General features: G+C 69.4%; 23 protein-coding genes and 1 pseudogene. 16 read left to right on the top strand and 8 right to left on the bottom strand.

All coding sequences use genetic code 11. From position 1 onward, the window contains the following. Positions 1-27 precede the first annotated feature (27 nt). From QHF85_RS27695 to glgC, 3 genes are read right to left on the bottom strand one after another with little or no spacing between them, the layout of a single operon-like run. Positions 28-930: a hypothetical protein gene (locus tag QHF85_RS27695; protein ID WP_281330338.1), complete on the bottom strand. Its 903-nt coding sequence runs from the start codon at positions 928-930 to the stop codon at positions 28-30. 55 nt (positions 931-985) lie between these two features. After that, a complete protein-coding gene (locus tag QHF85_RS27690) occupies positions 986-1675 on the bottom strand; it encodes a metallophosphoesterase (protein WP_281330337.1) in 690 nt (229 codons plus the stop codon). 9 nt (positions 1676-1684) lie between these two features. Next, a complete protein-coding gene (gene glgC / locus QHF85_RS27685) occupies positions 1685-2950 on the bottom strand; it encodes a glucose-1-phosphate adenylyltransferase (protein ID WP_281330336.1) in 1266 nt (421 codons plus the stop codon). Positions 2951-3193: 243 nt separating this feature from the next. Here glgC and QHF85_RS27680 point away from each other — a divergent pair, with 243 nt between their 5' ends. From QHF85_RS27680 to QHF85_RS27650, 7 genes are all read left to right on the top strand, one after another. Beyond that, a complete protein-coding gene (locus QHF85_RS27680) occupies positions 3194-3901 on the top strand; it encodes a hypothetical protein (protein WP_281330335.1) in 708 nt (235 codons plus the stop codon). Positions 3902-4013: 112 nt separating this feature from the next. Continuing rightward, positions 4014-4712 (top strand): hypothetical protein, encoded by a 699-nt coding sequence (locus QHF85_RS27675; protein ID WP_281330334.1) that lies wholly within the window; start codon positions 4014-4016, stop codon positions 4710-4712. A 3-nt stretch (positions 4713-4715) separates the two neighbouring features. Next, complete coding sequence (locus tag QHF85_RS27670; protein WP_281330333.1) at positions 4716-6467, top strand: protein kinase; 1752 nt, start codon at positions 4716-4718, stop codon at positions 6465-6467. A 202-nt stretch (positions 6468-6669) separates the two neighbouring features. Then, positions 6670-7485 carry an SIMPL domain-containing protein gene (locus QHF85_RS27665; protein ID WP_281330332.1) on the top strand — a complete coding sequence of 272 codons (816 nt, stop codon included), beginning with the start codon at positions 6670-6672 and terminating at the stop codon, positions 7483-7485. A gap of 121 nt (positions 7486-7606) precedes the next feature. Further along, entirely contained in the window at positions 7607-8371 is a 765-nt protein-coding gene (lpxA, locus tag QHF85_RS27660) for an acyl-ACP--UDP-N-acetylglucosamine O-acyltransferase (RefSeq protein ID WP_281330331.1), read from the top strand. Positions 8372-8913: 542 nt separating this feature from the next. After that, a complete protein-coding gene (locus QHF85_RS27655; RefSeq protein ID WP_281330330.1) occupies positions 8914-10104 on the top strand; it encodes a M20/M25/M40 family metallo-hydrolase in 1191 nt (396 codons plus the stop codon). 130 nt (positions 10105-10234) lie between these two features. Beyond that, positions 10235-11890: a serine/threonine-protein kinase gene (locus QHF85_RS27650; RefSeq protein WP_281330329.1), complete on the top strand. Its 1656-nt coding sequence runs from the start codon at positions 10235-10237 to the stop codon at positions 11888-11890. A gap of 49 nt (positions 11891-11939) precedes the next feature. Here the strand turns inward: QHF85_RS27650 and QHF85_RS27645 are convergent, their stop codons facing one another. After that, entirely contained in the window at positions 11940-13121 is a 1182-nt protein-coding gene (locus QHF85_RS27645; RefSeq protein ID WP_281330328.1) for a class I SAM-dependent rRNA methyltransferase, read from the bottom strand. Positions 13122-13168: 47 nt separating this feature from the next. On the opposite strand from QHF85_RS27645, the gene QHF85_RS27640 reads away from it, so the two are divergent. Genes QHF85_RS27640 through QHF85_RS27625 form a run of 4 tightly spaced genes read left to right on the top strand, consistent with a single transcriptional unit; the run spans position 13169 to position 18525 of the window. Beyond that, positions 13169-15205, top strand: a complete 2037-nt coding sequence (locus QHF85_RS27640) for a hypothetical protein (RefSeq protein WP_281330327.1) — start codon at positions 13169-13171, stop codon at positions 15203-15205. A gap of 28 nt (positions 15206-15233) precedes the next feature. After that, positions 15234-16286, top strand: coding sequence for a hypothetical protein (locus tag QHF85_RS27635; RefSeq protein ID WP_281330326.1), 1053 nt, complete (start codon positions 15234-15236; stop codon positions 16284-16286). 20 nt (positions 16287-16306) lie between these two features. Beyond that, the gene (locus QHF85_RS27630; protein WP_281330325.1) at positions 16307-17017 is read left to right on the top strand and encodes a LamB/YcsF family protein; all 711 of its coding nucleotides are present in this window, start codon (positions 16307-16309) and stop codon (positions 17015-17017) included. Continuing rightward, on the top strand, positions 17014-18525 hold the full coding sequence (locus QHF85_RS27625) for a carboxyltransferase domain-containing protein (protein WP_281330324.1): 1512 nt from the start codon (positions 17014-17016) through the stop codon (positions 18523-18525). The genes QHF85_RS27630 and QHF85_RS27625 overlap by 4 nt, the downstream gene beginning before the upstream one ends. 52 nt (positions 18526-18577) lie before the next feature. Here the strand turns inward: QHF85_RS27625 and QHF85_RS27620 are convergent, their stop codons facing one another. Beyond that, positions 18578-19807: a vWA domain-containing protein gene (locus QHF85_RS27620; RefSeq protein WP_281330323.1), complete on the bottom strand. Its 1230-nt coding sequence runs from the start codon at positions 19805-19807 to the stop codon at positions 18578-18580. A 99-nt stretch (positions 19808-19906) separates the two neighbouring features. On the opposite strand from QHF85_RS27620, the gene QHF85_RS27615 reads away from it, so the two are divergent. Both QHF85_RS27615 and QHF85_RS27610 read left to right on the top strand, forming a co-directional pair. Continuing rightward, positions 19907-21280: a serine/threonine-protein kinase gene (locus tag QHF85_RS27615; RefSeq protein ID WP_281330322.1), complete on the top strand. Its 1374-nt coding sequence runs from the start codon at positions 19907-19909 to the stop codon at positions 21278-21280. A 79-nt stretch (positions 21281-21359) separates the two neighbouring features. After that, on the top strand, positions 21360-22724 hold the full coding sequence (locus QHF85_RS27610; RefSeq protein WP_281330321.1) for an alpha/beta hydrolase-fold protein: 1365 nt from the start codon (positions 21360-21362) through the stop codon (positions 22722-22724). 24 nt (positions 22725-22748) lie between these two features. Here the strand turns inward: QHF85_RS27610 and QHF85_RS27605 are convergent, their stop codons facing one another. The 3 genes from QHF85_RS27605 to QHF85_RS27595 are packed head-to-tail and all read right to left on the bottom strand — an operon-like array spanning position 22749 to position 24212. Beyond that, positions 22749-23069: a type II toxin-antitoxin system RelE/ParE family toxin gene (locus QHF85_RS27605; RefSeq protein WP_281330320.1), complete on the bottom strand. Its 321-nt coding sequence runs from the start codon at positions 23067-23069 to the stop codon at positions 22749-22751. Continuing rightward, complete coding sequence (locus QHF85_RS27600) at positions 23066-23293, bottom strand: addiction module protein (protein ID WP_281330319.1); 228 nt, start codon at positions 23291-23293, stop codon at positions 23066-23068. Before QHF85_RS27600 ends, QHF85_RS27605 begins: the two co-directional genes overlap by 4 nt. A 58-nt stretch (positions 23294-23351) precedes the next feature. Continuing rightward, positions 23352-24212 (bottom strand): tetratricopeptide repeat protein, encoded by an 861-nt coding sequence (locus tag QHF85_RS27595; protein WP_281330318.1) that lies wholly within the window; start codon positions 24210-24212, stop codon positions 23352-23354. Between the two features lie 104 nt (positions 24213-24316). Between QHF85_RS27595 and efp the strand changes: the two genes are divergently transcribed. The 3 genes and pseudogenes from efp to QHF85_RS27580 all read left to right on the top strand — a co-directional run. Continuing rightward, positions 24317-24883 (top strand): elongation factor P, encoded by a 567-nt coding sequence (gene efp / locus QHF85_RS27590; RefSeq protein WP_281330317.1) that lies wholly within the window; start codon positions 24317-24319, stop codon positions 24881-24883. A 99-nt stretch (positions 24884-24982) separates the two neighbouring features. Then, positions 24983-25231: a DUF5522 domain-containing protein gene (locus tag QHF85_RS27585; RefSeq protein WP_281330316.1), complete on the top strand. Its 249-nt coding sequence runs from the start codon at positions 24983-24985 to the stop codon at positions 25229-25231. A 265-nt stretch (positions 25232-25496) separates the two neighbouring features. Continuing rightward, positions 25497-26372, top strand: a pseudogene (locus QHF85_RS27580) (hypothetical protein); the annotation flags it as partial.

Genomic DNA, 26372 nt, shown 5'->3' with positions numbered 1-26372 from the left:
TCGGGCCTCTTGGCCACTCGGGATGGGCTACTCCGTCACGCGAATCGTCACGGTCGAGGTCCTCTGGTTGAGGAGGATGTACGTCGCGGCCACGCCGCCGCCCACGACCGCGAGGCCGACGGGCACCCAGAACCACGGGCTCGACAGGACGCCGCCCTTCTGCGCCGCGGGCACGGCGATGCGCAGCGGCGTCGCGGCGTCGCCGCGCGAGGTGAGCGGCAGGCCGCCCTTGTCGATCGCCTGCAGGTAGTACTCGACGAGCGGGGGTTTGACCGCGTCGCTCGGGATCTGCGCGCGAAACTCGCCGAGCGTGTAGCTCGCGGGCACGAGGACGAACTTGCCCTCCGCGCCCGTGCGATACGCGAGCTGCATCGCGCGCACGCGGCCATCCGGATCCTCGACGCGCCCCGTGAGCTTGATCAAGGTCCCCGGCGGCACCTGCGCGGGCGAGGTGTGCATGATGCGGATCGCCTTCTCGACCGCGGGCGAGTCGGTCGTCTCGCGGCCCGGCTTGCCCTCGGCCTCCCACTTCTCGCGCGTCGCCTTGAAGAAGTCCTTGAAGCGCGGCGACTCGGTCGGCGGCAAGCTGTACGTCTCGTCGAGCACGAGCAGCCCGCGCACGGCGGCGTCCGCTTCGTCCGCGCGCTTGAGCACGATGTAGTTGTAGGCGAGCAGGCGGTATATCTCGATCTTCTCCTGCTTGCTCGTGCCGGGACGGAGGAGCGCGGCGGAGAGCGTCTGGATCGACTCTTCGTACTCGGCGTCGTCGAAGAGCGCGCTGCCGCGCTGGATGAGCGAGGTGACGCTGGCCTTGTCGCCTTTGGCAGGGCTTTGCGCGAACGCGAGGGACGGCGTCGCGACGACGAACGCAGAATGGCAAGCAGCCGTGAGGGCGAGCGTCGCGGCGAGGCGAGGCCAGACGGAGCGCATGGGCGTGAGGGTAGCCGGAAACGCGCGCCGTTGGCGAGATCCGGTTGATCGCTTTTCAGCGCGGGTAGTAGGTCCTTCGCGCCGGCACGCTGACGAGCACGCTCCAGCGATCCTCGGGCGGCGGCGGGTGTTCGCCTGCGCGCAGGACCATCGCGGTGAGGCGACCGCCGTACACGCAGCCTGTGTCGATGCCCGTCGCGTCACGGTGGATCTGCGGGCGCTCGAGGGCGTTGTGCCCGAAGACGAGGTGCGGCGGTCCGACGTACCGCTCGCCCCACAAGATCGAGCCGCGCCGCTCCTCGGGCGCACCGCTCACGTTGAGCGAACGCACGTACATCAGCGTGCGCGGGCTCTGGCGCTCGATCGGCACCGTGGGATCGACGCCGGCGTGCACGACGCGCAAGCCGTGCTCCGGCAGGTCGATCCAGAGCGGCAGCGACGCGAGGAAGTCCCAGTGCCGGCGGCGCAGCGCGCGCACGACCTCGCGCTGCAGGCTGCCGAGCTGCGGCACGGCGTTCGGCGGCGCCTGCCGGTAGCGCAAGAGCCGGTCCTCGTGGTTGCCACGCACGACGCGCGCGTGGTGCTTGCGGAGCAGATCGATCGTGCCCGCGGGATCCGGGCCGCGCACCACGAGGTCGCCGACCGAGATCAGCCGATCACCCGCGCCGAACCCGACGTGGCCGAGCAGATCTTCGAGTTCGTCCCTGCATCCGTGCAAGTCGCCGACGACGACCGTTCGACCCATCTCTCCCGCTCAGCCGATCTTCGCGCGCTTGGGGATGACGACGATGCCGCCTTCGCTCACGTACCAGCGCTTCCTGTCTTCCTCGAGGTTGTAGCCGATCTCGGCGCCCGACGGGACCTCGACGTCCTTGTCGATGATCGCGCGGCGGATCTTGGCGTGACGACCGATCACGACGTTCTCGAAAAGCACGCTCTCCTCGACATGGCTGAAGGAGTTCACGCGGCAGCGGTTCGAGAGAACACTGCGATGGATGCGGCCGCCGGAGATGATGCAGCCGAGCGAGACGAGGCTCTCGGTCGCGATGCCGACGCGCGCGTTCCACTCGTCGCGGAAGACGAACTTCGCCGGCGGATCGTGGGCCATCGCCGTGCGGATCGGCCAGCGCTGGTTGTAGAGGTTGAACGCCGGCTGGACGCTGATGAGGTCCATCTGCGCGGCCCAGTAGGCGTCGATCGTGCCGATGTCGCGCCAGTAGGCGTTCGAGCCCTCGTCCTCGCCGGGCACGCGGTTCGTCTGGAAATCGTAGACGAACGCGCGTTTGCCGTTCCGGACCATGTACGGGATGATGTCGCGGCCGAAGTCGTGCGCGCTCTGCTCGTTCTTCGCGTCCTGCTCGAGCGCGTTCAGCAAGTTGCCCGTGTTGAAGATGTAGTTGCCCATCGAAGCGAGGGCGAGGTCGGGGTGGCCGGGCATCGGCGGCGGATCGGCGACCTTCTCGTGGAAGGCGATGATCCGGCCGCTGGCGTCGGCCTCGATCACGCCGAACTCGCGGGCTTCCTTGCGCGGGACGGGGATCGCAGCGACGGTCACCTCGGCGTTGCGCTCGAGGTGCTCGTCGAGCATCTGGCGCATGTCCATCTTGTAGACGTGGTCGCCGCCGAAGATGCAGACGTGCGTGGGCGACTCGTCCGTGATGACGTGCTGCGTCTGGTAGACGGCGTCGGCCGAGCCCTTGAACCAGCTCTTGCCGGTGCGCTGCTGCGCGGGGATCGTCTCGATGAAGTTGTCGAGCATCGGCGACAGGCGCCAGGCCCGCGCGATGTGCTCGTCGAGCGACGCGCTCTTGTACTGCGTGAGGATCTTGATCTTGTGCAGCCCCGAGTTGACGAAGTTCGAGAGGACGATGTCGATGATCCGGTAGCGCCCGCCGAACGGAACCGCCGGCTTCGCGCGATCCGAGGTGAGAGGGCCGAGCCTCCGGCCCTCCCCACCTGCGAGGATCATGACGAGGACGCTTGAGGTCTCGAACGGGGCGCGCAGCTTCGTCTCGCGCATGGTTCGTGGAGACTACCCTACCTTCGTGGTCCAGGCGACGCTCGAAGACAGGGGCAGGTTTGGACGGGCCTGTCAGGCCGGTCGGCGCCTCATTATGAGGGATCGTGCCGCCCGCGCGCCCCACCTTCGGCGAATCTCTTTACGCGCCGTGCGCCATCGTGTTAGCCCTTTCCAGCCCAATCCCCCTGCCCAGGGCGGTAGCCTGTGCCCGAGGGCGTACCCTCGAGCGGCCCGGAGAGACCCATGAACGTCCGACATGCACTCGTTTTCGCCCTCGCCTCCGTCACAGCCTCGGCCGTGCTCGGCTGCGGGCCCGCGGAGGAGCCGTACAAGGCCAAGCCCGCGGTCAGCGGCAAGAAGGCCGCGATGCCTGCCGTGCCGACGCTCCCGCAGAAGCAGAAGAAGACGCCGGACGGCGCGTTCACGATCTGGGGCATCACGCACGATCTCCGCAGCCGCGTGCACTTCGAGGACGTCAACGGCAAGCAGGTCTCGATCGTCGGCTACATCGTCAAGACGAACTACGCCGACGCGCCGGCGTGCTCGATCCACAAGACGGGCAAAGGCGATGCGCCGGACTGCAAGGCGCCGATCCCGACCTTCGCGATCGCGGACGAGAAGGGCGAGACGAAGGACATGATCGACGTCATGGGCTGGGCGTCGAACTTCGCCCAGGTCTTCACGCTGATCGAGGCGATCGACAAGCAGCCGAAGGGCAAGGAAGGCGAGGCGAAGCTCGCCGACGAGTTCTGGGGCGCGGACCTGCCGAACCCGATCCCCAACATCGGGGCGAAGGTCAAGGTGACGGGCACCTATTCGGTGACGTTCACGAAGGCGAGCTCGGGCGCCGCCGCGAACCCGAAGTACGGGATCCTGACGGCCGAAAAGATCGAGTTCCTCGAGCAGGCGCCCGAGAAGGCCTATCTGCCCGGGATGAAGAAGAAGCCCTGAGGCTTTCCCTCCGTGCGCTCCCCGCGCTCCAGGATCCGGCGCGAAGGTGGGGGGGGCGAGACCCGAAATACTTGCGGACGCCGGCCGGCATCTGACACGCTCGGATTTGCGCATGGTCTACCGCACCTTCAAAGCAATCGCTCCCCTCGCTCTTCTCCTCGTCGCCGCGGCCTGCGGAGGGAACAAACCCGACGCCAAGGACGCGACGGACACCGGCGCCGAGACGACCGAAGTGAAGCCCCCGCCGCCTCCGCCGAAGTGCGAGACGCTCGACGAGAAGTGCGCGTCGAAGGGCGAAAAGACGGTCGCGAAGGTCAAGAGCGCGGGCCTCGCGTTCACGCCCGCCGAGAAGTGGATCTACGCGCAGGGTGACGCCCAGACGATCGCGCAGGCCTCGGAAGAGGGCGCGGTCGTGGTGTTCGGCTCGTACGCGCCGGACAAGGACGCGAAGAAGGACCTGGCGGCGCGCGAGACGGCCCTCGCGGACCTCGTCAAGGCGGCCGCGATCACGCTGCCCAAGGGCGCGAAGATCAACTGGAAGCAGAAGCCGGACAACCAAGAGGTGAACGGCATCAAGCTCAACGTCTGGAACATGCCGGGCGCCGAGCGCGCCAAGAAGAAGGGCACGCTGCTCGTGCTCCAGGCTCCCCTCGAAGGCGACAAGGCCCTCCTCGCGCTCGGCTTCGCGGCCGACGACGACGAGGCCGGCATGGGCGCGGTGAGCAAGGCGATCGAGTCGATCAAGGCCGACGAAGCGAAGGCCGACGACAAGAAAGCCGACGACAAGAAGACCGACGGCGAGAAGAAGTAACCCGTGACCGCGCCCCAGCTCTCCCCCGGCTACGTGATCGCCGGCAAGTACTCGGTCCAGGCCCTCCTGGGCCACGGCGGCTCCTCGGCCACCTACCGCGTCGTCGACGCGACAGGGCGCGCGATGGCGGTACGCATGTACTCGCCGAACATCGCGCAGCGCCCCGAAGTGATGACGATGATCGAGCAGATCTACACGGCGACGAACGGGCTGCCGCCCGACGCCGTTCTGCCGGTCCTCGACGCGGGTTACGATCCGCAGACCGCCGCGCCCTTCACCGTGACGGAGCTGTCGCAAACGCCGTCGCTCGGGCAGCTCGTCTCGCAGCGCCCGCTCTCGCCGCAAGAGGTCGCGCAGATCGCGCAGAACATGGCGCGCACGCTGGACAACGCCCACGTGCGGCAGCTCATGCACCACGCGCTCAAGCCGACGAACGTGTTCGTCGCGCCGCAAGGCTTCGCCGTGCGCATCATGGACTTCGGCGCGGGCCTCGCGCGGAGCTACGTGCAGACGAACGAGGGCTACGCGATCGCGGCGCCCTGGGTCGCGCCCGAGCAGATGCAAGGCGGCGCGCCCGCGGGCCCCGCGGCCGACGTGTTCGCGATGGGCCTCGTGCTCTTTTACGCGCTCACGGGCCGGCCGTACTGGCGCTCCTGCCAGGGCGCGCAGCCCGACCTCGCCTCGTGGCAACACGAGCTCGTCGGTCCCCGTCAGCCCGCGTCGCAGCGCGCCCAAGAGCTCGGCGCGATGGTCTCGCCGGTGCTCGACGCGGTGTTCAACCGCGCGCTCGCGCTCGATCCGAACGAACGCTTCCGCCAGGCCAGCGAGCTCGCGGTGGCCTTCTCGGCCGCGGCGAACATGCCCGAAATGGCCACGAGCGCGACCATCGCGTTCCCCGCGATCGGCGGCGCCGATCCGATGGGACCGACGGCCGCGGTACCGGTCTACCAGCCGGGAGGCGCGAGCGACGGCTCGGGCTACCCGCCGCCGCCGCCGCCCGGAGGCGGGGGCATGGGCGGTCCTGGCATGGGCGGGCCTGGCATGGGCGGACCCGGCATGGGCGGGCCTGGCCCCGCGGTGCAGGCGAATGCGGACATGGGCATGGGCATGGGCCCCGGCCCGGCGGCGCCGACGACGGCAGCGCCGCGCCTGCCGATGGATGGCGGCGGCAGCTCGAAGAAGCTGCCGATCATCATTGGCGTCGCCGCGGTGTTGCTCATCGGCGGCGTGGTGGGCGCGCTCATCCTCACGGGCGGCAAGGACAAGAAAGAGGGCGACGACCCGAACGCGCCGATCGCCATCACGCCGACGGGCGCGCCGACCACGAGCGGCGAGAGCACGGCGGCGCCCCCGAACACGGGCGAGACGCCGCCCACGCCGCCGCCCGCGGCCGAGGAGGTCGAGGTCGCGATCAAGTGCAGCCCGGGCTGCGACGCGATCAAGGTCGACGACAAGGCGATCGACGATCCGTCGAAGCTCAAGCTCGCGCCGGGCGCGCACAAGGTCGAGGTCTCGAAGGCCGGCTACGTCACGCAGAACGACGACATCACCGTCGAGGCCGGCAAGAAGTTCGAGAAGGAATACAAGCTCGCCGAGGCCCCGAAAGAGACGGCGCAGGCCGCGAACACCGCGAAGTCGAGCGGCAGCGGCGGCAGCACGGTGAAGACGAACCCCACGCCGACGGCAAAGGCGACGGCCACGGCGAAGACCGGCCAGAAATGCACGGGGGTCGGTCTCTTCAAGAAGTGCAAGTAATCGTCAGGCTCGCGCTTTCCCCGTTCACGGCCCGCTACGTTTTTCCCTCGTAGCGGGCCGTTTCCATTTCGAATCGCCCTCCGTCCCCGGCTGGTCGGAGCGCGGCTCGGGCCCCATGCTCGCTTCGAAGCATGGGACGGCTCGTCCGTCGCGTGAACGTCGCGCGCGAAAACACGGCTGCGCGAAGGGAAAGGGGGACCTCATGGCAATGGCGAAACTTCTCCAGGGCGGTTCGTGGCTCGCGGGCGTGGCGCTCGGCGTCCAGTCGTTCCTCTCGCCGCGCGCGCCCTTGCGCGCCAAGGCTGGGGCGAAGCTCCGCGCCGAGGTGCAGGAGGGCGAGAAGGGGCGGGCGAACATCGTCCTGCAAGAGCAGCTCACGGAGCTCATCACGACGGGCGGCCAGGGCGAAATCGTGGCGAAGCCCGACGCGATGCGCGCCGAGCTCGGCGTCGAGGTCCGGACGAAGACGCTGGAGCAGGCGCAGACCGAGCTCGCCCGCAAGATGACGCACCTGACGAGCACGATCGAGAAGCTCGGCCTCGACGGGCTCACGCTGCAGACGGAGACGCTGCAGATCCAGCCGGTCCACGACGAGCCCCAGGGCGGCCGCGCGCCGAAGATCGTCGGATATCGCGCGCAGAACACGCTGTCCGTCACGCTGCGCCTCGCAGAGGCGGCGGAGCTCGGGACGCTGGCGGCGAAGGTCATCGACGCGGGCGTCGGCGCGGGCGCGAACCTGGTGCAGGGCGTCTCGTTTTTCCTCGCGCGGCCGGAGGAAGCGCAGGCCAAGGCGCTGCACCTCGCGGCCGTGGACGCGGAGCGGAACGCGAAGATCCTCGCGGCCTCGGCGGGCGTCCGGTTGCTCGGGCTGCACAGCATGGATGGCGCAGAGGGGCGCCTGTCACCGATCTTCCTGGGGGAGGGCATCGCGAGCTTGAGGCGCGCGACGACGGTCGAGCCGGGCGAGCTCACGATCACGGCGACCGTGACGGCCCGGTTCCACTTCTCGAACCAGTGACGGATCCCGCGGCCGCGCGAGGCGTTTTGCCAGCTTCGGCCGGCCGGTCCTCGCGCGGCGCGTCGTTCTTCGAGGCGTTCGCCTTGCCAAGCGCGTCGCCCGTCACGAGAATGCGCCGCCCGTGGCCGTCTCGATCCATCCGCTCGCGCACGTCGATCCTGGGGCGAAGCTCGGCGAAGGCGTCGTCGTCGGCCCGTTCGCCGTGATCGAGGGCGACTGCGAGATCGGCGACGGCTGCCGCGTCGAGGCGCACGCGGTGATCGCGGCGGGCAGCCGGATCGGGCGTCGCAACGTCGTCCATTCGTTCGCGGTGCTCGGGGGCGCGCCGCAGGATCGGCGCTACGCGGGCGAGCCGACCACGCTCGTCGTGGGCGACGACAACGTGTTTCGCGAACACGTGACGGCGCATCGTGGCACCGGCCACGGCGGCGGCGTCACGCGCATCGGGAGCGCGGGGCTCTTCATGGTGGGTGTGCACGTCGCGCACGATGCGATCGTCGGCGATCGCGTCACGCTCGCGAACGGCACGTTGCTCGCGGGGCACGTCGTGCTCGACGATCACGTGGTGACCGGCGGTCACGTGGCGGTGGCGCCGTTCGTCCGGGTGGGCGCGCGCTCGTTCCTCGCGGGCGGGTCGATGGTGGAGCGCGACGTGCCGCCGTTCGTGATCGCCGAGGGGAACCGGGCGCGCGTGCGGGCATTGAACCGCGTGGGGCTCGAACGGACGGGCGTGCCGCTCGAATCACGTGTCGCGTTGAAGCGGGCCTTTCGAGCGCTCTTCGTGGGGGATCTTCCCCGCGCCGACGCCCTCGCGCGGCTGGAATCCGAGCCCGATCCGTTCGTCCGCGAGCTCGTCGCGTTCTTTCGCGCGCCGCCCCGACGTTAAGGTGAACGGCGGTTTGTCGAAGCGAGCCCGCAGTCGGTTGCACGCGCGCAACACCGCCGGCACCGCGATGATCCGCCGCTCGATCGCGCGTTTGCCGGGGACGTCGAGCAGGACGAGGCCGATGAAGATCGTGAGCAGCCCTTGTCCTGGCACGCCGGGCAGGGACATCAGGATCCCGAGAATGACCAGGAAAAACCCGAGCAGGTTCTTGCCGGCGATCCCGAGGGCGCGCTGCCAGGCCGGACGATCGGCGAGAAAACGCCCCGGGCCCCGCGTCGGCTCGAAATGGTCGGGGCCGAGTCGGACGATCACGAGCGCCACGGCCGCCAGGCTGAGCACGAGGCTCAAGCCGAAGACGCTCATGCCCACGAAGATCTGCGATGCGTGGATTTCCAGCGTGTGGAGCAAATTCATTCGGCCGCGCCCCCCGCCCCAACCAACAACCGCGCCTCGCCCTGATTCCATGTAATATAACGCACATCGTCACATCGGCAAGGCGCTAGGGGCTCGTCAATCCGGGTGTTTTGGACGAAGCTCCGCGCATGATCGAGGCGGCGAAGGCGCATCTTCGTGCGCGGCAAGAAGCGGCGCTTTTGCTGCTCGAAGCGCTCGTCAGCGTGAATTCGTTCACGGACAACGTGCCGGGCGGGACGCGCGTGGGCGAGATGCTCGCGGCGGAGCTCGGCACGATCTCCGGCGTGAGCTCGGTGCGGTCCCACGCGAGCGCTCGGTATGCGCCGCACTGGGTCGCGAGGACGGAGGCGGCGGAGCGATCGGCGGCGGGATGCGTGGCGATCGTGGGGCACCTCGATACGGTCTTTCCGCCCGGCACTTTCGAGGGATTCCGGCGCGAGGGGACGATCGCGCGGGGCCCCGGGGTGCTCGACATGAAGGGCGGGCTCGTCGTGGTGATCGAAGCGCTGCGCGCGCTCGCGCACGTGGGCGTGCTCGCGCGCGTGCCGATCCGCGTGGTGATCGTTTCGGACGAAGAGGTCGGTTCGCCCGAGGGGCAACACGTGATCGCCGAGGAGCTCGCGGGCGCGAGCGCAGCGCTCGTCTTCGAGGCGGGGCGCGCGAAGGATCTCGTGATCACGCAGCGCAAGGGCACGGGCAGCGCGCGTGTCGTCGCCACGGGAAAAGCGGCGCACGCGGGCAATGCGCATGCGGACGGCGCGAATGCGATCTGGGCGCTCGCGCGGTTCATCGAGCACGCGCAGAAGCTCACGGACTACGCGCGCGGCGTGACCGTGAACGTGGGGACGATCCGCGGCGGGCAGTCGAAAAACACCGTGCCCGATCGGGCCGAGGCCGAGCTCGACTTCCGCTACGAGCGGCGCGCCGACGGAGACGCGCTCTTCGCCGCGCTCGCGGAGGCCGCGAAGGAAGCGGCGATCGCAGGGACGACCGTGACGGTGACGGGCGGCATCGCGCGATCGTCGCTCGAGCGCACGGCTGCGTCCGCAGCGCTCTACGAGGCGTACGCCGCGTGCGCGCGGGCCGCGGGGCTCGGGGACGGAGAGGCGCCGCTCGTGGGTGGAGGCTCGGACGCGGCGACGACCGCGGCGCTCGGCATTCCGTCCATCGATGGTCTCGGGCCGCGAGGCTCGGGCTTTCACACGCACGAGGAGCGCATCGAGGTGACGACGCTCGTGCCGAAGGCAGAGGCGATCGTGCGGTTTTTGCTGGGCCGGACGCAGAGTTTCGACACGGACGGCTTGTTGCGATCTTCTTGAGGCGCGGCCGTCCTTCTGCGATCCTGACCTTCGACATCGTGCAGGGTCCGGCGAGGTACGAGCTGCGAGATCGGGCGAGGAGCTCGGACGGCCCCGTTTTGTACGCGTGCGGGGCTTTGAGGGGGGACGCATGAGCTCGCTCGGGGACGTGGGGGCGGGGCACACGCTGGGACGGTACGAGCTACTCGTGCCGATCGCGCAGGGCGGTATGGCCGTCGTGTGGGCCGCGCGCATGAAGGGCACGCGCGGCTTCCAGAAGATCGTCGCGGTCAAGACGATGCTGCCCGAGCTGTCGCAGGATCCGCAGTTCGAGGAGATGTTCCTGGCGGAGGCAGGCCTCGCCTCGCGCATCCGTCATCCGCACGTCTGCGAGATCCTCGATCTCGGCGAGCAGGACGGGCTGATCTACATCGTGATGGAGTGGATCGACGGCGAGCCGCTCAGCCAGCTCGCGCGCGCGTCGCGGCAAAAGGGCGGCGTCCCGATGCTGATCGCGCTCCGCATCTGCCTCAACGCGGCGCTCGGGCTCCACGCCGCGCACGAGCTGCGGGACGAAGCCGGCGATCTCGTGGGGCTCGTGCACCGCGACGTCTCGCCGCAGAACATCCTCGTCACGTACGACGGCGTCGTGAAGATCGTGGACTTCGGCGTCGCCAAGGCCACGGCCGTCTCGGACACGGGCGCAACGAAGGACGGCCAGCTGAAGGGCAAGGTGCCGTTCATGTCGCCCGAGCAGGCGCTCGGCAAGGCCGTGGATCGCCGCACGGACGTCTTCGCGCTCGGCATCGTGCTCTACCAGCTCCTCGCCTCGAAGCACCCGTTCCGCGGCGACAACGACATGATCACGCTGCGACGGATCTGCGACAAAGATCCGGCGCCGTCGCTCATCTCGGCGATGCCGAGCTGCCCGCCGCTCCTGAACGAGATCGTCATGAAGGCGCTCGCGAAGGACGCCGGCGATCGCTACGCGTCGATGGCCGAGTTCGCACGCGCGATCGACCGCGGGATCGCGGAGCTCAAGCTCGCGGGGCAGCCCGACGACGACGTGGTCACGTTCGTGAAGTCGATGCTCGGCGAGCGCGCCGAGAAGCGACGCACGGCGATCCGCGACGGCCTCAAGCTCGCCGACGAGCGCGCCGAGCAACGCGAGCAGCTCAAGGCGCAACGCGCCGCGCTGCTCGCGCAAGCGCGGGCGAACGGCGGGACGATCCCGCCGGGGCTGCTCGGCAACCACCTGCCCACGATCCCGCCGGGGTTGCAGTCGATCCCGCCGCCGCCCGGATCGATCCCCGACATCGCCACGATCGCGCACGGCCGCGCGAGCCTCGTGCCCGGCGGGATCAGCGCACAAGGCGCGCCCTCGTCACCGACGGCGGCCGCGATCGTCGCCGACGTCGACGACATCGCGGCCTTCACCGGCGGCGGCAAGAAGAAGCTCGCCGTGGTGTTCGGCGCGATCGGCGCGCTCGCGATCGGCGGCGCGGTCCTCGCGTTCTCGCAAAGCTCGACGACGACCGAACCCGCGACGCAACCCACCGCCACCACGCTGGCGCCCCCGGCGCCCACGCCCACGCCGACCCCCGTCCCGCCGCCCGTCACGAGCGCGACGCCCGCGACGAGCGCGACGACGAACCCCGCGACGCACAGCCCGGGCGCCGCGACGACGAAGGCCACGACGACGCCCACCGGGGCCGGCACGGCGAAATCGCCGACGACGAAGAGCACCGGCACCACGAAGCCGGGCAGCCAGGACAACCTGCCCAAGGTGCGTGATCCTGGCTTCTGAGCGGCGCTCCTGATGGTTTCAGGCCCAACGGGTTCGCGCGGACGAACCGTCAGGCGAGGACCGCGAACTTCAGGTACCGGCCTTCGAACCACGCGGGCAGCGTGGGGTGATCGGGTGGCTGGCCGTGCATGGCCACGAGCGAAAGATCGTCCCGGCCGAGCGCGGCGTCGTCGAGCGTGCCGAGGAAGTCCTCGGCCGAGACGTGGCTCGAGCACGACGCCGCGCAGAGCAACCCCCCCGGCGCGAGCACCTTCGCGAGCGCGCCGTGCAGCTTGCGGTACGCGGTGAGCGCGCGCGGCTTCGTTCGTTCGTTCGGCGCGAAGCTCGGCGGATCCGAGACGATGAGGTCGAACCTGTCGCCGCGTCGCGCCGCGGCTTCGAGGAAGGCGAAAGCGTCGGCCGTGACGAACGCGTGGTTCGCCGGGTCGAGCCCGTTCGCGCGGAACGAGCGTTGCGCCGTGGCGTGCGCGGCGGCGGCGACGTCGACCGACGTCACGTGCTTGGCGCCGCCGAGCGCGGCCGCGACCGAGAAGCCGCCCGCGTAGCTGTAGAGGTTCAGCGCGCGGGCGCGGCGGGCGCCGAACGCGCGGACGCGGGCGCGGTTGTCGCGTTGATCGAGGAACGCGCCCGTCTTCTGGCCGTGCGCGAGGTCGACCTCCATCGCCATGCCGTTCTCGCGGACGATCACGCGGTCCTCGGGCTCGTCGCCGGCGAGCGGTCGGATGCGCCGGTCGCCGGCCTCGTCGCGGGCGCGGCGGAGCGCGACGCTGCGCACGCCGAGCCCGGTGAGCACGCGCGCGAGCTTCGGCGCGAGCTTGTCGATCCAGGGGTCGAGGTGATCGCCGTCGAGGCGGACGATCGCGACGTGCGCGTACCTGTCGATCACGAGGCCGGGCAGGTGGTCGCCTTCGCCGTTGCAGAGGCGGTAGGCGTCGGTGTCGGGCCCGACGAACGGCGCGCGGCGGGCGAACGCGCGCTCGATCCGCTCGAGCAGCGCGCGCTCGTCCATGCGCCCGTGCTGGCCGAAGACGCGCACGGCGATGGGGGACGTTGCGTCCCAGAGGCCCACGCCGAGCGGCTCGCCCTCCTCGCTCGCGAGCGAGACGGCCGTGCCTGAATCGAGCTTGGGGGGCCGGGTGAGGCCTTCGCGGTACACCCAGGGATGACCTCGACGAACGGAGGCGGCGGCGGAGCGGGTGAGGCGGAGGGGCTTCGAATCGCGTGCGGTCACGGGGCTTTGGCAAGCCTACTTCCGCGCCCCCCGTGATAGAAGGGCGCATGCGTTTTTCCTGGCCTCGCCTCGCGTTTCCGTTGGTCTTCGCGCTCTCGGCCTCGTGTGGCGGCGCGCCGCCGGCCGTCTCGCCGGACGGGGTCTGGCTGGCCACGTTCGATGCGGTCCCTCGCGCGGACTTCAATCGCGCCGCGGTCGACCTCGATCTGCCGCTCTTCTGGAGCGAGGACGCGGATCAGGACAAGACCCTCGATCCGAACGAGCTCGCGGTGCTCTGGGGCCCGACGCAGACGGAGGAGATCCACTGGGTCTCGTCCGGCGCCTTCAACCCGACGTTCGGCCAGGCGTACGCCTCGATCGTGGACTTCGTGAAGAACGGGCCGAAGCTCGCGGGCCTCGCGCCCGGCGAGGCCGAGCGCCGCAAGGCCGTCCTCCGTGAGCTCGAAGCGGGCCGGCCGACGCTCGTCGCCTCGGACTTCTCCGCGCGCGCCGCGACCGACGAGGATCGGGCGATCGTGGGCCACATCCTCGCGGCGGCGCGGCTCGTCGAGAAGATCTACCAGAAGCAGACCGGCACGCTCTCGCTCGCGTCGAAGGTCCCCGCGGACGATCCGGCGAGCCGGCGGCTCTTCTACAGAAACCAGGGCCCGCAATGCGAGGCGCCGGCGACGAAGGGCGACGTCAATTGTTATGCGTTCCCGCGGCAGCCGGGCGAGGAGAAGCGCGTGCCGTCGGGGCTTTATCCGGCGGCGCTGCAATCGAACCCCGATTTCTGCAAGGCGCTCGCGGCGCGCCCGGACGGCCGCGCGCTCATGAATCCGTTCGTCGTGGTGACGGGCGAGGGCGACGCGCTCAAGGCCGTGCCGTACCACCGCGCCTACGAGAACGACATGCAGGCCGTGGCGCGCGAGCTCGACGCGGCGGCCGAGGCGATCACGAATCCGGACGAGGCCTCGTTCCAGGCGTATCTGCGGGCGGCCGCGAAGGCGTTCCGGGACGGGAGCTGGTTCGAGGCGGACGAGGCCTGGGCGCGGATGAGCACGTTCAACTCGAAATGGTATCTGCGCATCGGCCCGGACGAGACGTATTTCGAGCCGTGCAGCGAGAAGGCGGGCTTCCACGTGAGCTTCGCGCGGATCGACCAAAGCTCGATCGAATGGAAGGAGAAGCTCGATCCGCTCAAGCAGGACATGGAGCAGGCGCTCGCGGCGCTCGCCGGCCCGCCGTACGCGGCGCAGAAGGTCTCCTTCAAGCTGCCCGATTTCATCACGGTCATCCTGAACGCAGGCGACTCGCGGGATGCGTTTGGCGCGACGATCGGGCAGAGCCTGCCGAACTTCGGCCCCGTGGGCAACGAGGGGCGCGGCCGCACGGTCGCGATGACGAATTTTTATACCGATCCGGACAGCATCGCGTCGCAGCACGGGCTCGCCGCGTCCGTGTTCTGCGCGCAGACGATGGCGTCGTACACGGATGATCCGGGGCCGCAGCTCATGAGCACGGTCCTGCACGAGGCGGCGCACAACCTCGGGCCTTCGCATCAGTATGCGGTGAACGGCAAGATCGACAGCGAGGTCTTCGGCGGGCCGCTCGCGAGCACGCTGGAGGAGCTCAAGGCCCAGTCGGCGGCGCTTTATTTCGCGGATTGGCTCGCCGAGCGGGGCGTGATCGACAAGAACAAGGCGAACCTCGCGCACGTGCGGGACATCGCCTGGTCCTTCGGCCACATCTCGCGCGGGATGTACGACGAGACGAAGCACCCCCTGAACTACAGCCAGCTCTCGGCGATCCAGGTGGGCTTCTTGCTCGACGAGGGCGTCCTCGTGTGGAACGCGAACGAAAAAGCGCAGAATGGCTCTGATTTGGGCTGCATGTCCGTGAAGCTCGACGCGTTCCCCGCCGCGAGCAAGAAGCTCATGGGAATCGTGGCGAAGATCAAGGGCAGCGGCGACAAACCCGGGGCCGATGCGCTCGTCGCGAAATACGTGGATGCGCCCGGCGCGTACGCGGATCTGAAGAAGACGATCACCGACCGATGGCTCCGGCAGCCCAAGGCGAGCTTCCTCTACTCGATCCGACGCTGAATCCCCCGGCGCGCGCTAAACTCGGCGCATGACCGCGCTCCCTCGCCACACAACGATCCTCCTCGCCGCCCTCGTGCCCTTCGTATTCGGCCTCGGAGCAGGCTGCGCCGAGGGCACGGATGCCCCGCCCGAGCCCTCGACGAGCGCTTCTTCGAGCGCGTCGTCGTCGAGCGGCACGGGCGGCGGCGGGGGCGCAGGCGGCGGCGGCGTCGAGGTCGTGCCCGAGCCCGACGGGCCGCCCGTGCTCACGATCGTCAATGGCGTGAACGATCACGAGGCGATCCGGCTCTGCTTCGTCCCCTACCCCGACGGCGGCGATCCCGCGCCGGTTCCGGCCGGGTCCTCGGGGCTCGCGTTCGCCGCGGCCTCGCGGGTCGATCCGGCGACGGTCTTGCCCGCGGACGCGGACGTGTATTTGCACGTGATCGCCGGTGACCTCGCGAAGACCAAGGATCTCGGCTGCGCGGCGCTGACCGGGGGCAATGCGCCCGCGGGCGTCGTGGTGGCGCCGGTCGCGGTGATTCCGGCGTCGGCGTTCGTCGCCAAGCGCAGCCTCTTGCTCGTGCCGACGGGCTGTGTCGGCGGGCCCGGTCATACCGGACCGCTCGAAAAGGAGGCGTGCGGCGCGACGTATTCGGCGGACACGCCCAATCCGGGCCTGCTCGCGGCGGCCATGTCGCGCGTGACGGCCGAGGGAAACCTCTCGCTGCAGGCTGCGCACGCGGCGCAGCCGATGCCTCCCGTCGACGTGCGGCTCGTGCCCGGGACCGAGGGCGGAATGCCGCAGCAGCTCGCGCCCTCGCTCACGGCAGGCGCCGTCGGGCCGTTTCCGCCGTTCCGGCAGCTCGCGCGGTTCGAATTGGGGTCGATCGCGCAGGCGGAGATCCTCACGTTCGTGCCCGGGCAGCTCGTGAAGACCTCGGCGGCGCCACTCGACGCGGCCCTCGCGCGGGGCGGCGTCACGCAAGACGATTTCGAGGACGGGCGGGCGTTCACGCTCATCGCCGTCGGCGCGCAGCCGGGCATCGCGGCGGGCGCGTTCTGGCACGCGCTCACGTGGACCGTGGTGCGTTCGGATTAGAATGGCATGGTGAGGGGAGCATGGCCATATCGTTGAACGTGGACCTCGGCGAGCTACCGGGCGAGCCCGAGGAATTTTATTCGATCGCGACGATGGTCAACGTGGCGTGCGGCGGGCACGCGGGCGACGAGGCCTCGATGGAGCGGGCGTGCGAGCTCGCGCTCCATGCAGGCGCCCGGCTCGCCGCCCATCCGTCGTACCCGGACCGCGCCGGGTTTGGCCGGACGAGCGTCGTGATGACGAGCGCGGAGCTCACGGCGTCGGTGCGGTCGCAGGTCGAGGCGCTCGCACGAGTGGCGCGGCGGGTGGGCATGACGATCGAGGCCGTGAAGCCGCACGGCGCGCTTTACCACGACGCGGCGCGAGATCCCGCAATCGCGGCGGCCGTGGCCCTCGGGATTGACGCGGGGCTCGGTGCGCAGGTGGCGCTCGTGGGTCCGCCCGAGGGCGCGCTCGCCCGGCTCGCGGCGGCCAAGGGGCGCGCGTATCTGCGGGAGGGGTTCGCCGATCGGGCCTACGGGCCGGATGGGAAGCTCGTGCCACGCACACAACAAGGCGCATTGATCACGGATCCGGCGGCGGCGCGGGCGCAGGCATTGCGGCTCGCGGGCGCGGGCACGTTCGAGACGCTCTGCGTGCACGGGGATACGCCCGGCGCGCTCACGATTGCGCGCGCCGTGCGCGAGGCGCTCGCGGCGGCGGGGCACCTCGAATCGCGGGGGCGAGCGTGAGCGGCGCGGCGGTGCTCCTGCCGTACGGGGAATCCGCGGTGTACGTCGACCTCGGCGTGGAGAATGCGCCGGATCGCGCCGCGCGAACGCACGCGGCGGCCGCGGCCTTGCGGGAGGTTTTTCCAGGGAGCGACGTGGTGGTCGGCGGCGGCGTGGTCGTCGTGGCAAATGTAGCGTATTCGGACGAGGTTGTCCGGACGATCGAGGCCGCGACCTCCGGCGCAGCCGGGGGGCATGTGTCCGGACGAACCCACGTGATCCCCGTGGTCTACGACGGGCCGGATCTGGAAGCGGTCGCGGGCACGCTCGGCGTGTCGACGGACGCTGTCGTGCGCCTGCATGCGGAGCGTGAGGTCACGGTCGAGCTCGTGGGGTTCTTGCCGGGATTCGGGTATTGCGGGCCCATCGATGCGCGCCTGGTCTTGCCGCGCCGAGGCTCGCCGCGCCCGCGTGTACCGACAGGGAGCGTCGGCATCGCGGGGACGTTCACCGGAATTTATCCGTTCGATTCGCCCGGGGGCTGGAACCTGCTCGGCCGTGCGCCCGGGGCCTCGTTGTTCGATCCCGGCCGCGATCCGCCGATTCTGTTCGCGCCGGGGGATCGGGTGCGGTTCGAGCCCGTCGCGGCGAGCGAGGTGTCGGCAGAGCCAGCGCGGAAGGAGGTTGTCCAAAATGAACAATCTCCACGCGCGCTCGTCATCGAAGCCGCGCCGGCGTGCGCGACGGTGCAGGACGGGGGCCGCGCCGGGCAACTCGCGCGGGGGCTCCCGCCGTCGGGGCCGCTCGATCCGGAGACGCACGCAGCCGCGAACGAGGCGGTGGGCAATGCGCGCGATGCAGCGGCGATCGAGGTGCCGCTCGGCGCGCTCTCGATGCGAGCGCGGGGAGACGTATCGATTTCGGTGGACGGCGCGGCGCCGGTTCACCTCGCGGATGGAGACTCGTTCCGCGTCGAGGAAGGCCCCCACGCCGTGCGCTATCTCGCGGCGCGCGGCGGGATCGACGTGCCCGTGGCGCTCGGCGCGCGGGCGACGCTGCTCGTGGCGCGGCTCGGCGGCGCGAAAGGACGCGCGCTCCGGCGGCGGGACGTCGTGCCCGTGGGGGATCCCGATCGAGCCGCCGCGCAGCCTTCACGCCCTTTCGAGCCGCCCGCGGACAGCGAAATCGTGACGATCGTGATCGACGAGGGCCCGCACCGGAGCCGTTTTCCCGCGGACGCGCTCGACGTGCTCCTCGCGTCGACATTCACCGTCTCGCGGCTCGGCGATCGGGTGGGGCAAAGGCTCGAAGGCGCGAAGATCCCGCGGGATCGGCCCGATCTCGCCCTGCCCATTCCAATGCTTCGTGGCGCGGTGCAGGTCACGACGGACGGCACGCCCATCGTGCTCGGGCCGGATCATCCGACGACGGGCGGCTATCCAGTCCTCGCCGTGGTGCGGCGCTCGTCGCTCGGCGCGCTCGCGCGGCGACGGCCTGGGACGCAATTGCGTTTCGTGCGCGGGTCTTGACGGCTCGCGGATCCGGCGAAACGCGTGGGCGCCGCCAGCGGATGGAGCCCGCTCATTCCGGCGGCTTGATCTGCGTCTCGCAGCCGAAGAGCACCTCGAGCTTCCCGCCCGCGTCGCCCTGCAAGGCCGCGCAGGTGTTCGCGCACACCGTGATCTTCGTCGGGGCGACGGGACTGTCGAAATACCAGCCGCCCGTGTTCCCGCAATCGCCCTGACCCGCCGGGACGTTGTAAATCGTGGTCTTCGTGCCATTGCTGTTCGTGTACACGACGTTGACCTTCGTCGGGTCGATCGAGGTGCCGTCGGGCGGCGTCGGGATCGGGTAATCGCAGGAGATCTTCGCCTCCGAGACGACGGCAGTCGCCATGCTGTTGAAGACCGGGTCGAAGTTCTGGGTGCAGAGGTTGCCGAGGACGCCGCCCGTTTGCTGCACGAGCTGCTTGTAGACCGTGCCCTCCTCCGCCGAGATCGGCTCACACAGGGGCGACTGCTTGTTGCAGCAGGTGAACGGGCAGGCCGCGCAGTTGAACGCGCACTGGAACACGCATTGATCGCCCCCCTCGAAGGAGACGATTGCGTCGAACTTGAAGCCCTGGAACGTCGGGTCGAGCGCGAGGAGCTGGCTCATGAACGTATTCGCGGCCATGTCCGAGTTATCGTCCGACACGACGGCGATCGTCTTCACGGCGTTCGGGCGGAGCACGTCCTTCCATTGCGGATACGTGCCCAGGATCTGCTGGAACGCGTCCGTGCTGGCGACGGTCTGCACGACGTGCCGGTAGTTCGGCAGCTTCTCGTCCGCCCCATTGCAGGCCCCGCTGCCGAGCGGCGCCGGGATGCACATCGTCGCGTCCGCGATCATCACGACGTGCACGTCGATCCCGCTCGCCGTGATGATCTGCGCGAACTTGTTCAGGTTCGCCTGCACCTGGGCGATCTCCTCGTCCATGCTGCCCGAGGTGTCGACGGCGATGATGATATCGGCCGGCTGTTTGCCCGCCTGCGCCTCGGACGAGACGCTCGCGCACGTATCGGCGTCCGTGAGCCCGCCGCCCGTGCCGCTGCCCGGCCCGACGAAAATGTCGCCGCCGCTCCCGCTCGCGCCGGGGCCATTGCCGCCCGACGCGCCTGCGCCGCCTTGCCCCGAAGCGCCCGTCGCGCCCGCGCCGTCGCCCGCGCCGCTCCCGCTCCCGCCCGACGCCGAACACGCGCCCACGAGCGCGAGCCCGAGCGACAAACCGCCCACGACCATCCCAAGCCAATTCTTTTTCCGTACTCGCATGGCTCCTTCCTATCACGACTTGGAAAAGCGGTATAGAAGACCACGAATCGGACTTCACCCAAGGCCGATTTTTGAGCTATCGTCGTTCCCGCGGACTTCATGAACGACGCACCGGAGAACCTGCGGCAGGGTCGATACGCGGTCGTGCGCCTCCTCGGCGAGGGCGGGCAAGGGGCGACGTTCGAGGCCGTCGACAAGAAGGAAGGCCAGCCCGTCGCGATCAAGCGATTCCGCGTGCGCGGCGCGAAGAGCTGGAAAGAGGTGGAGCTCGCCGAGCGCGAGGCGCGCGTGCTCGCGAGCCTGTCGCACCCGGGCCTGCCCCGCTACGTCGAGCACTTCGAAGAGGGCGGCGAGCTCTTCCTCGTCACGCAAAAAATCGAGGGCGAGAGCCTTGCCGCGATGCAGAAGCGCGGCGCGACGCTCGGCGAGGCCGACGTGCTCCGCTTCTTGCGCGACACGTCGGCGATGCTCGACTACCTGCACGGCCGCGCGCCGCCCGTCGTGCACCGCGACATCAAGCCGAGCAACGTGCTCCGGAGGCCCGACGGATCGTTTGCCCTGATCGATTTCGGCGCGGTGCGCGACAAGATGAAGCCCGAGGGCGGCAGCACCGTGGTCGGCACGTTCGGGTTCATGGCGCCCGAGCAGTTCCAGGGCCGCGCGATGCCCGCCTCCGACGTCTACGCGATCGGCGCGACGGCCGTCTCGATGCTCACGGGCCGGCAGCCCGAGGATTTGCCGCACAAGGGCCTCGCCATCGACGTCGAGGCCGCGCTCGGTCGATCGGCCCGCCCTGCGCTCGTGGCCGCGCTCGTGGCCATGCTCGAACCGGACCCGGACAAACGCGCGCACCGGCTCGCGCCGCTCCTCGAGAAGCTCGGCGAGGCGCCGTCGAAGAAGCCGGACAAACCCGCCGCGAAGCACGAAACGAAGGCCGAACGCAAAGCGGAGCGCAAGGCCGAGAAGGAAGAGCGAAGAGCGGAGCGCAGGGCCGAGCGCTGGGAGAGGCGTCAAGAGCGCTGGGAAGAGCGGCAAGAGCGCTGGGCGCGCGAGTACGAAACGCACGCGGGATCGGACGTGATCCCCGGGCCGATCGCCGGGTTCATTCTGTTCGGGCTCACGGTCGCGCAGCTCGCAGTCTTCGTGGGCGTGCGCGTGGTCGCGCCGTTCGTGCTGCAGATGTTGTCGCTCTTCTTCGGCAAGGTGTTACGCGAGACCGCGGGCAAGGTGAACGAGGCGGGCAAGATGGCCCACGCCTCACTCGAGCGCGCGAAAGGCGTCATCCGCAGCCGCGCCGAAGCGCTCAGGCCTGAAGGCGCGCGGATCGAGGTGCAGGACGGAAGCGATCCGAGCGCGCCGAACCGAGTTCGCGTGGACGTGAGCGATACGACGGACGCATCCGAGGAGGAGCGTCGCGCCGAGGAAGAAGCCGCGGAAGCGGAGCGCGAGGGACGCAACGTACGAAGGCGCTGACGCCCGCGGCCCGTTGCCTTCGCGGAGCGACACGCACACACTTCCGAGCTTCGTTCGTTGCTTCGGGAGGCGGTACGTCATGACGAACCCTCGTTCTTTGGGTGCTCGTGTTCGCGGGTCGGGGCTCCTGTTCTCCACGCTCGTCGCGCTCGCGGCGGTGATCGTCGGCTGCGGGGACGGAGGGAGCGGCGGAGGCACGGGAGGCGGCGGGCAAGGCGGCGGCGGCCTCGGCGGCGCGAGCGGCGGCGCGGGCGGGATGGGCGGCGCGGGGCAAGGTGGATCGAGCGCGACGAGCCTCGACGGCCTGCTCGCCGAGCTCCGCGCGGACCTCGACGCCGCGATGGACAAGTACGCCGCGAGCGACGGATGGCCCGTGTGGGTGGAGGGCGGGAATCTGTTCGTCTCGACGAACCCGAGCCTGGATCTCGTCGCGGGCGATCACGACGGCTGGGCCGGCAGCCCGATGAAGATCGACAACGCGGGCTTTCGCTGGCTGCACGTGAAGGGCGTGGCGGCGGGGAGCCGCTACAAGTTCACGAACAAGACGATCTGGGAGGCCGACCCGTGGGCGCGCTCGTACACGTACGACGACAACGGGCAAATCAGCCTCGTCGCGCCGGTGGCGGCGCACCTCGATCGGTTCTTCCGGATCGGCGACGCGCAAATGCCGGAGCGCACGGTGAACGTGTGGGTGCCGGAGGGCACGGCGACGCACGTGCTTTACGTGCACGACGGGCAGAACCTGTTCGATCCGGCGGCGGCATGGGGCGGATGGATGCTGCAGGCGAGCGCGCCGGCCGGGATGATGCTCGTCGGAATCGACAACACGGGGATCGGTCGAATGGACGAGTACACGCACGTACCCGACGTGATCGATCTCGACGAAAACGGGACGGCCGAGCCCTGGGGCGGCAAGGGCGACGCGTATGCGGATTTCGTGAACGGCGCGGTACGCAAGCTCGTCGCGGACCGATATGGCGAGCCGCCGAAGGTGGGCACGATGGGCTCATCGCTCGGCGGGCTCATTGCATTCCACATCGCCGACCGTTTCCCGGGCGAATACGATTACGCGGCGAGCCTGTCGGGCACGATGGGCTGGGGCAAGATGGGCGATACGTCAAAGAACGAGACGATGATCGAGCGATATGCCGCGCACGGCCATCGCGCGGCGGTGCTCTACCTCGACGCGGGCGGCGGGGACCCGGCGCTCGGCCAGGCCGAAAACGAGGCCAAATGCAAGGACACGGACGGCGACGGGATCGAGGACGACGTCGAGATCGGCGATAACGCCTGCGAGAATGCGCAGATGCGGGATGTGCTGGTTTCTGTGGGTTACACGCTGCAGACGGACGTGTATCACTGGTGGGAAGCGGGGGCGCCGCACAACGAGGCGGCGTGGCGGGCGCGGGTCTTTCGGCCGATGGAGCTTTTCAAGGGGCTCTGAAGCGAATCCCCATCGAATGGTCCATTACTCGTCCCGGCCGAGTCGATGCCGCCAGTATCCAGGCATTCTTTGCTGATGCGCGATCGCCAGGATGTGGACCACGTCGTCCGCGACAATGAATACCATCGCGTAAGGAAAGCCCGCGACGAGCGCACGCCGCACGGGCGGATCGATATCGATCCCCTCGATCACGGGAAAACGGAGGGGCATCCGGGCCACCACCTTGGTCAGCGTACGGACTTCTCGCAGGAATCGTCGCGCGACCTCGGGCGACCGCTCCTTGTACCAGGCCGCCGCTTCTCGCAGCTCGACCTCGGCCTCCGGACCGATCCGTAACGCCGTCACAAGCCGAGATCGTGAGCGATGCGATCGATCACTTCGTCGCCATCGGCGCCCGACTCCGCGCCGGCGAGGACGTGGCGTGCTCTCTTTTCGATCTCCGCGATCCAGGCGGGCTCGTCGCGAGGCTCGGGACGGGAGAGCGAATCCATCAGGGAGAGCGCGAGGGCGGCTCGCTGCTCGTCGTCGAGCTGGAGAGCCTCCGCGAGGAGCTTCCGGGCAGTGCTCATGCCTCGATGGTAGCGCCCTCGTGGGGCGCCACAACCGTCTTCACGCGGACGAACGCCCTCAGTGTTTGAGCGAGATGTCCGCGAGCTCCATCCGCGCGTCGTTCAGGAACGGGCTGTCGGGGAAGCGGCGGATGAAGGCGCGGAGCGTGGTCTTCGCGTCGTTCCAGGCCTGGATGTCGACGAGGCACTCGCAGAGCAGGAACATCGCGTCGTCGGTGATCTCCTTGTCCGGCGAGGCCTCGGAGAGCTGCATCAGCATCGGGATCGCGTCGCGCTGGCGGTTCAGCTTGCGGTAGGCGCGCGCGAGGTTCAGCCGCGCCGAGGGCGTATGCGCCGCGTTCTCCTTCATCCGGATCGCGTCCTCGAACGCGACGGCCGCCTCGTGCCAGCGGCCCGTGCGCAGGTGGTCGAGGCCGAGCTGGTAGCTCTTGATGCCGAGCTCGGCGCGCGCGGTGTCCACCGCGTCCGTGAAGAAGGCGAGCTCGGCCCGCGAGAGCGGCTCCTTCCGGAGCGCCTCGAAGCCGTCGATGATCTCCTGCCGCCGACCCGCTCGTACGAGCTCGTAGAAAGCCGCCGCCGCCGACTCCGCTCGCGTCCGGTCGTCGGCCCGGCGCTGCATCTCCTTCACGTCGGCTTCCAGCTTGCCGATCTTGTCCTTCGCCTGCTTCGTTTCGGCTTGAACCGAGTCGATCCGCGCATCCCAGGCGAGCTTCACCACGCCGATCACGACCAAGACGAAGAGCAGGTTGGCGCTGGCGCTGTTCCAGAACGCCCGCTTTTCGAAGCCGAGCTGGCGCTTGGAGATCGTCTTGAGGTCGGCCGCCAGGGCGTTCGTCAGGTTGTTCGTCTTGATGATGAGCCCGCGGGACTCGACGATCTCGCGCTTGATCTCCCGTAACTCGTCGTCGAATTGATCCATGATCTTGCGTAGACAGGGTGGGGTAGTCGCCTCGCCCCTTGTGCGCCACCCCCTTGCCTGTGCTAAGGGGGGCGCCCAAGTCAAGCTACCAGGAAGCGCCCCGCATGGACACGAGCGACATCCGTAAAGGCCTCAAGATGATGCTCGATGGGAGCAAGGACCCCTTCTCCGTCATCGAGTTCCAGTTCGTCAAGCCTGGCAAAGGCCAGGCCTTCACCCGGGTGAAGCTGAAGAACATGGCAAACGGCAACGTTCTCGAGAGGACGTTCAAGTCGGGCGAGAAGCTCGAGCCGGCGAACGTCGAGACGCGCACGTTCCAGTACATCTACCCGGAAGGCGGGGACTTCGTGTTCATGGACCAGAGCACGGGCGAGCAGATCACCGTCCCCGGTGACAAGGTCGGCGACGACGCCCAGTGGCTGTCCGACGGCATGAACGTCGACGTGACGCTCTTCAACGAGCAGCCGATCGGCGTCGAGATTCCGCTGAGCGTCGTCCTGCAGATCACGACCTGCGAGCCGGGCGTGAAGGGTGACACCGCGAGCGGCGCCACCAAGCCCGCCACGCTCTCGACCGGCGCGGTGATCAACGTCCCGCTCTTCGTCAAAGAGGGCGAGTGGGTGAAGGTCGACACGACCGAGGGCAAGTACCTCGAGCGTGTGAACCGCTGAGAAGGTCCTTCCCCGCGGAAGAGACCGGGCTTTCGACAGAGCTACCGTGGCGACGTCGTTCGTGCTTTGATCGAACGAACGACGTCGACCCGTGAGGCGGTGGCTTTGTCGAAAGCGCTTCCCAAGTTCAGCCAGCTTCTCGAAGGCGTGGACTTCTACAAGGAAGACCACAAAGTCGTCTTCACGTCGGTCTACCACCTGAAGCGCGGTTACTGTTGCCACTCGAAGTGCCGGCACTGCCCGTACGGGCTCGGCGTGGCGCAGAAGGTCTCCGTGGAGATCCAGGGGCTCGAGTGCCTCGCCTGCGCGCCCGCGAGCGCCACGGACGAGGGCGAGACCAAACCCTAGGCCCGCGCTTTTCGGCCTTTCACAGCACGAACGCGACGCGACGCAGCGCGGTTTGGCCCTGTCGAAACGCGGTGTCCCGCAAGGCCGCGGTTTCCGACGACATCTGCTTCGCTCCCGCGGAGACTTCGGATATAGGCGAACCAGTGGCGCACGCTCGGGTCGTCTCTGCCGACCACGCGTTTGCCCGGCCCGCACTCGGGGCCAACCCCAGGTCTCTCGTGACCCGGCGACGTCCGTTGTTGTCGGTGTAGTAGGAGCTTTTCCGATGCGAACGATTGGATTCCTCGTGATGGCGGGCTTCGGCGCCCTGTCGATGTGGGCCTGTACCGTCGAAACGAACCCCGGGGGGAACACCGGCGGCAACGGGGGCGAAGGCGGCGCGGGCTCGTCGGTGTCGTCGAGCTCGAGCTCCGTCGCGCAGAGCTCGTCGTCGGGTGGCATGTGCGATCCGACCTTCGACCCGACCTGCACGGGCCTGCTCAACCAGAACGACTGCGGCAAGTGCGCCGAGGCCAACTGCTGCGAGCCGCTCGCCGAGTGCGCCAACAGCGAGTGCGCCTTCGGGTGCTTCGACTGCCTCACGGGCGACAACGCCTCGTGCGAGGAGATGGACCCGCAGTACTACAACAACCTCATCATGTGCCTCCAGGGCGCGTGCGAGACCGAGTGCTTCCCGCCCCCGCCCGACTACACCTGCAACGGGCCCGCGCCGGCCGACTCGCCGACGAAGGGCGCGTGCTTCACGCCGCCCGCCGGCGGCTGCAACCCGGTGACGAACGAGGGCTGCACGGCGGGCCAGGCCTGCGACTTCGGGCAGACCGGCTACGAGTGCTACGATCCGCCGAACACGCAGGCGGTGTGCGCCGAGTGCGGCAGCTCCGTCGGCTACTGCCAGGGCGGCAATACGTGCCTCAGCAGCAAGTGCGCGAAGTTCTGCTGCGATGACACCGACTGCGGCGGCGAGGGCGCGAAGTGTGACAAGTCGGAGGAGTACCCCGGCGGCATCGGCACCTGCCTCGGCCAGGTCGGCAGCAGCGGCCAGGGCGGCATGGGCGGCATGGGCGGCGCGGGTGGCGCGGGTGGCGCGGGTGGCGCCGGTGGCGCCGGTGGCGCAGGCACCGGCGGCGCGGGCGGCGCGGGC

The sequence above is a fragment of the Polyangium sp. 6x1 genome (assembly GCF_029946515.1).
Classification (GTDB): domain Bacteria; phylum Myxococcota_A; class Polyangia; order Polyangiales; family Polyangiaceae; genus Polyangium.
The sequence above is the reverse complement of the archived record's forward strand: the minus strand, read 5'-3'. Positions and strand labels throughout refer to the sequence as shown.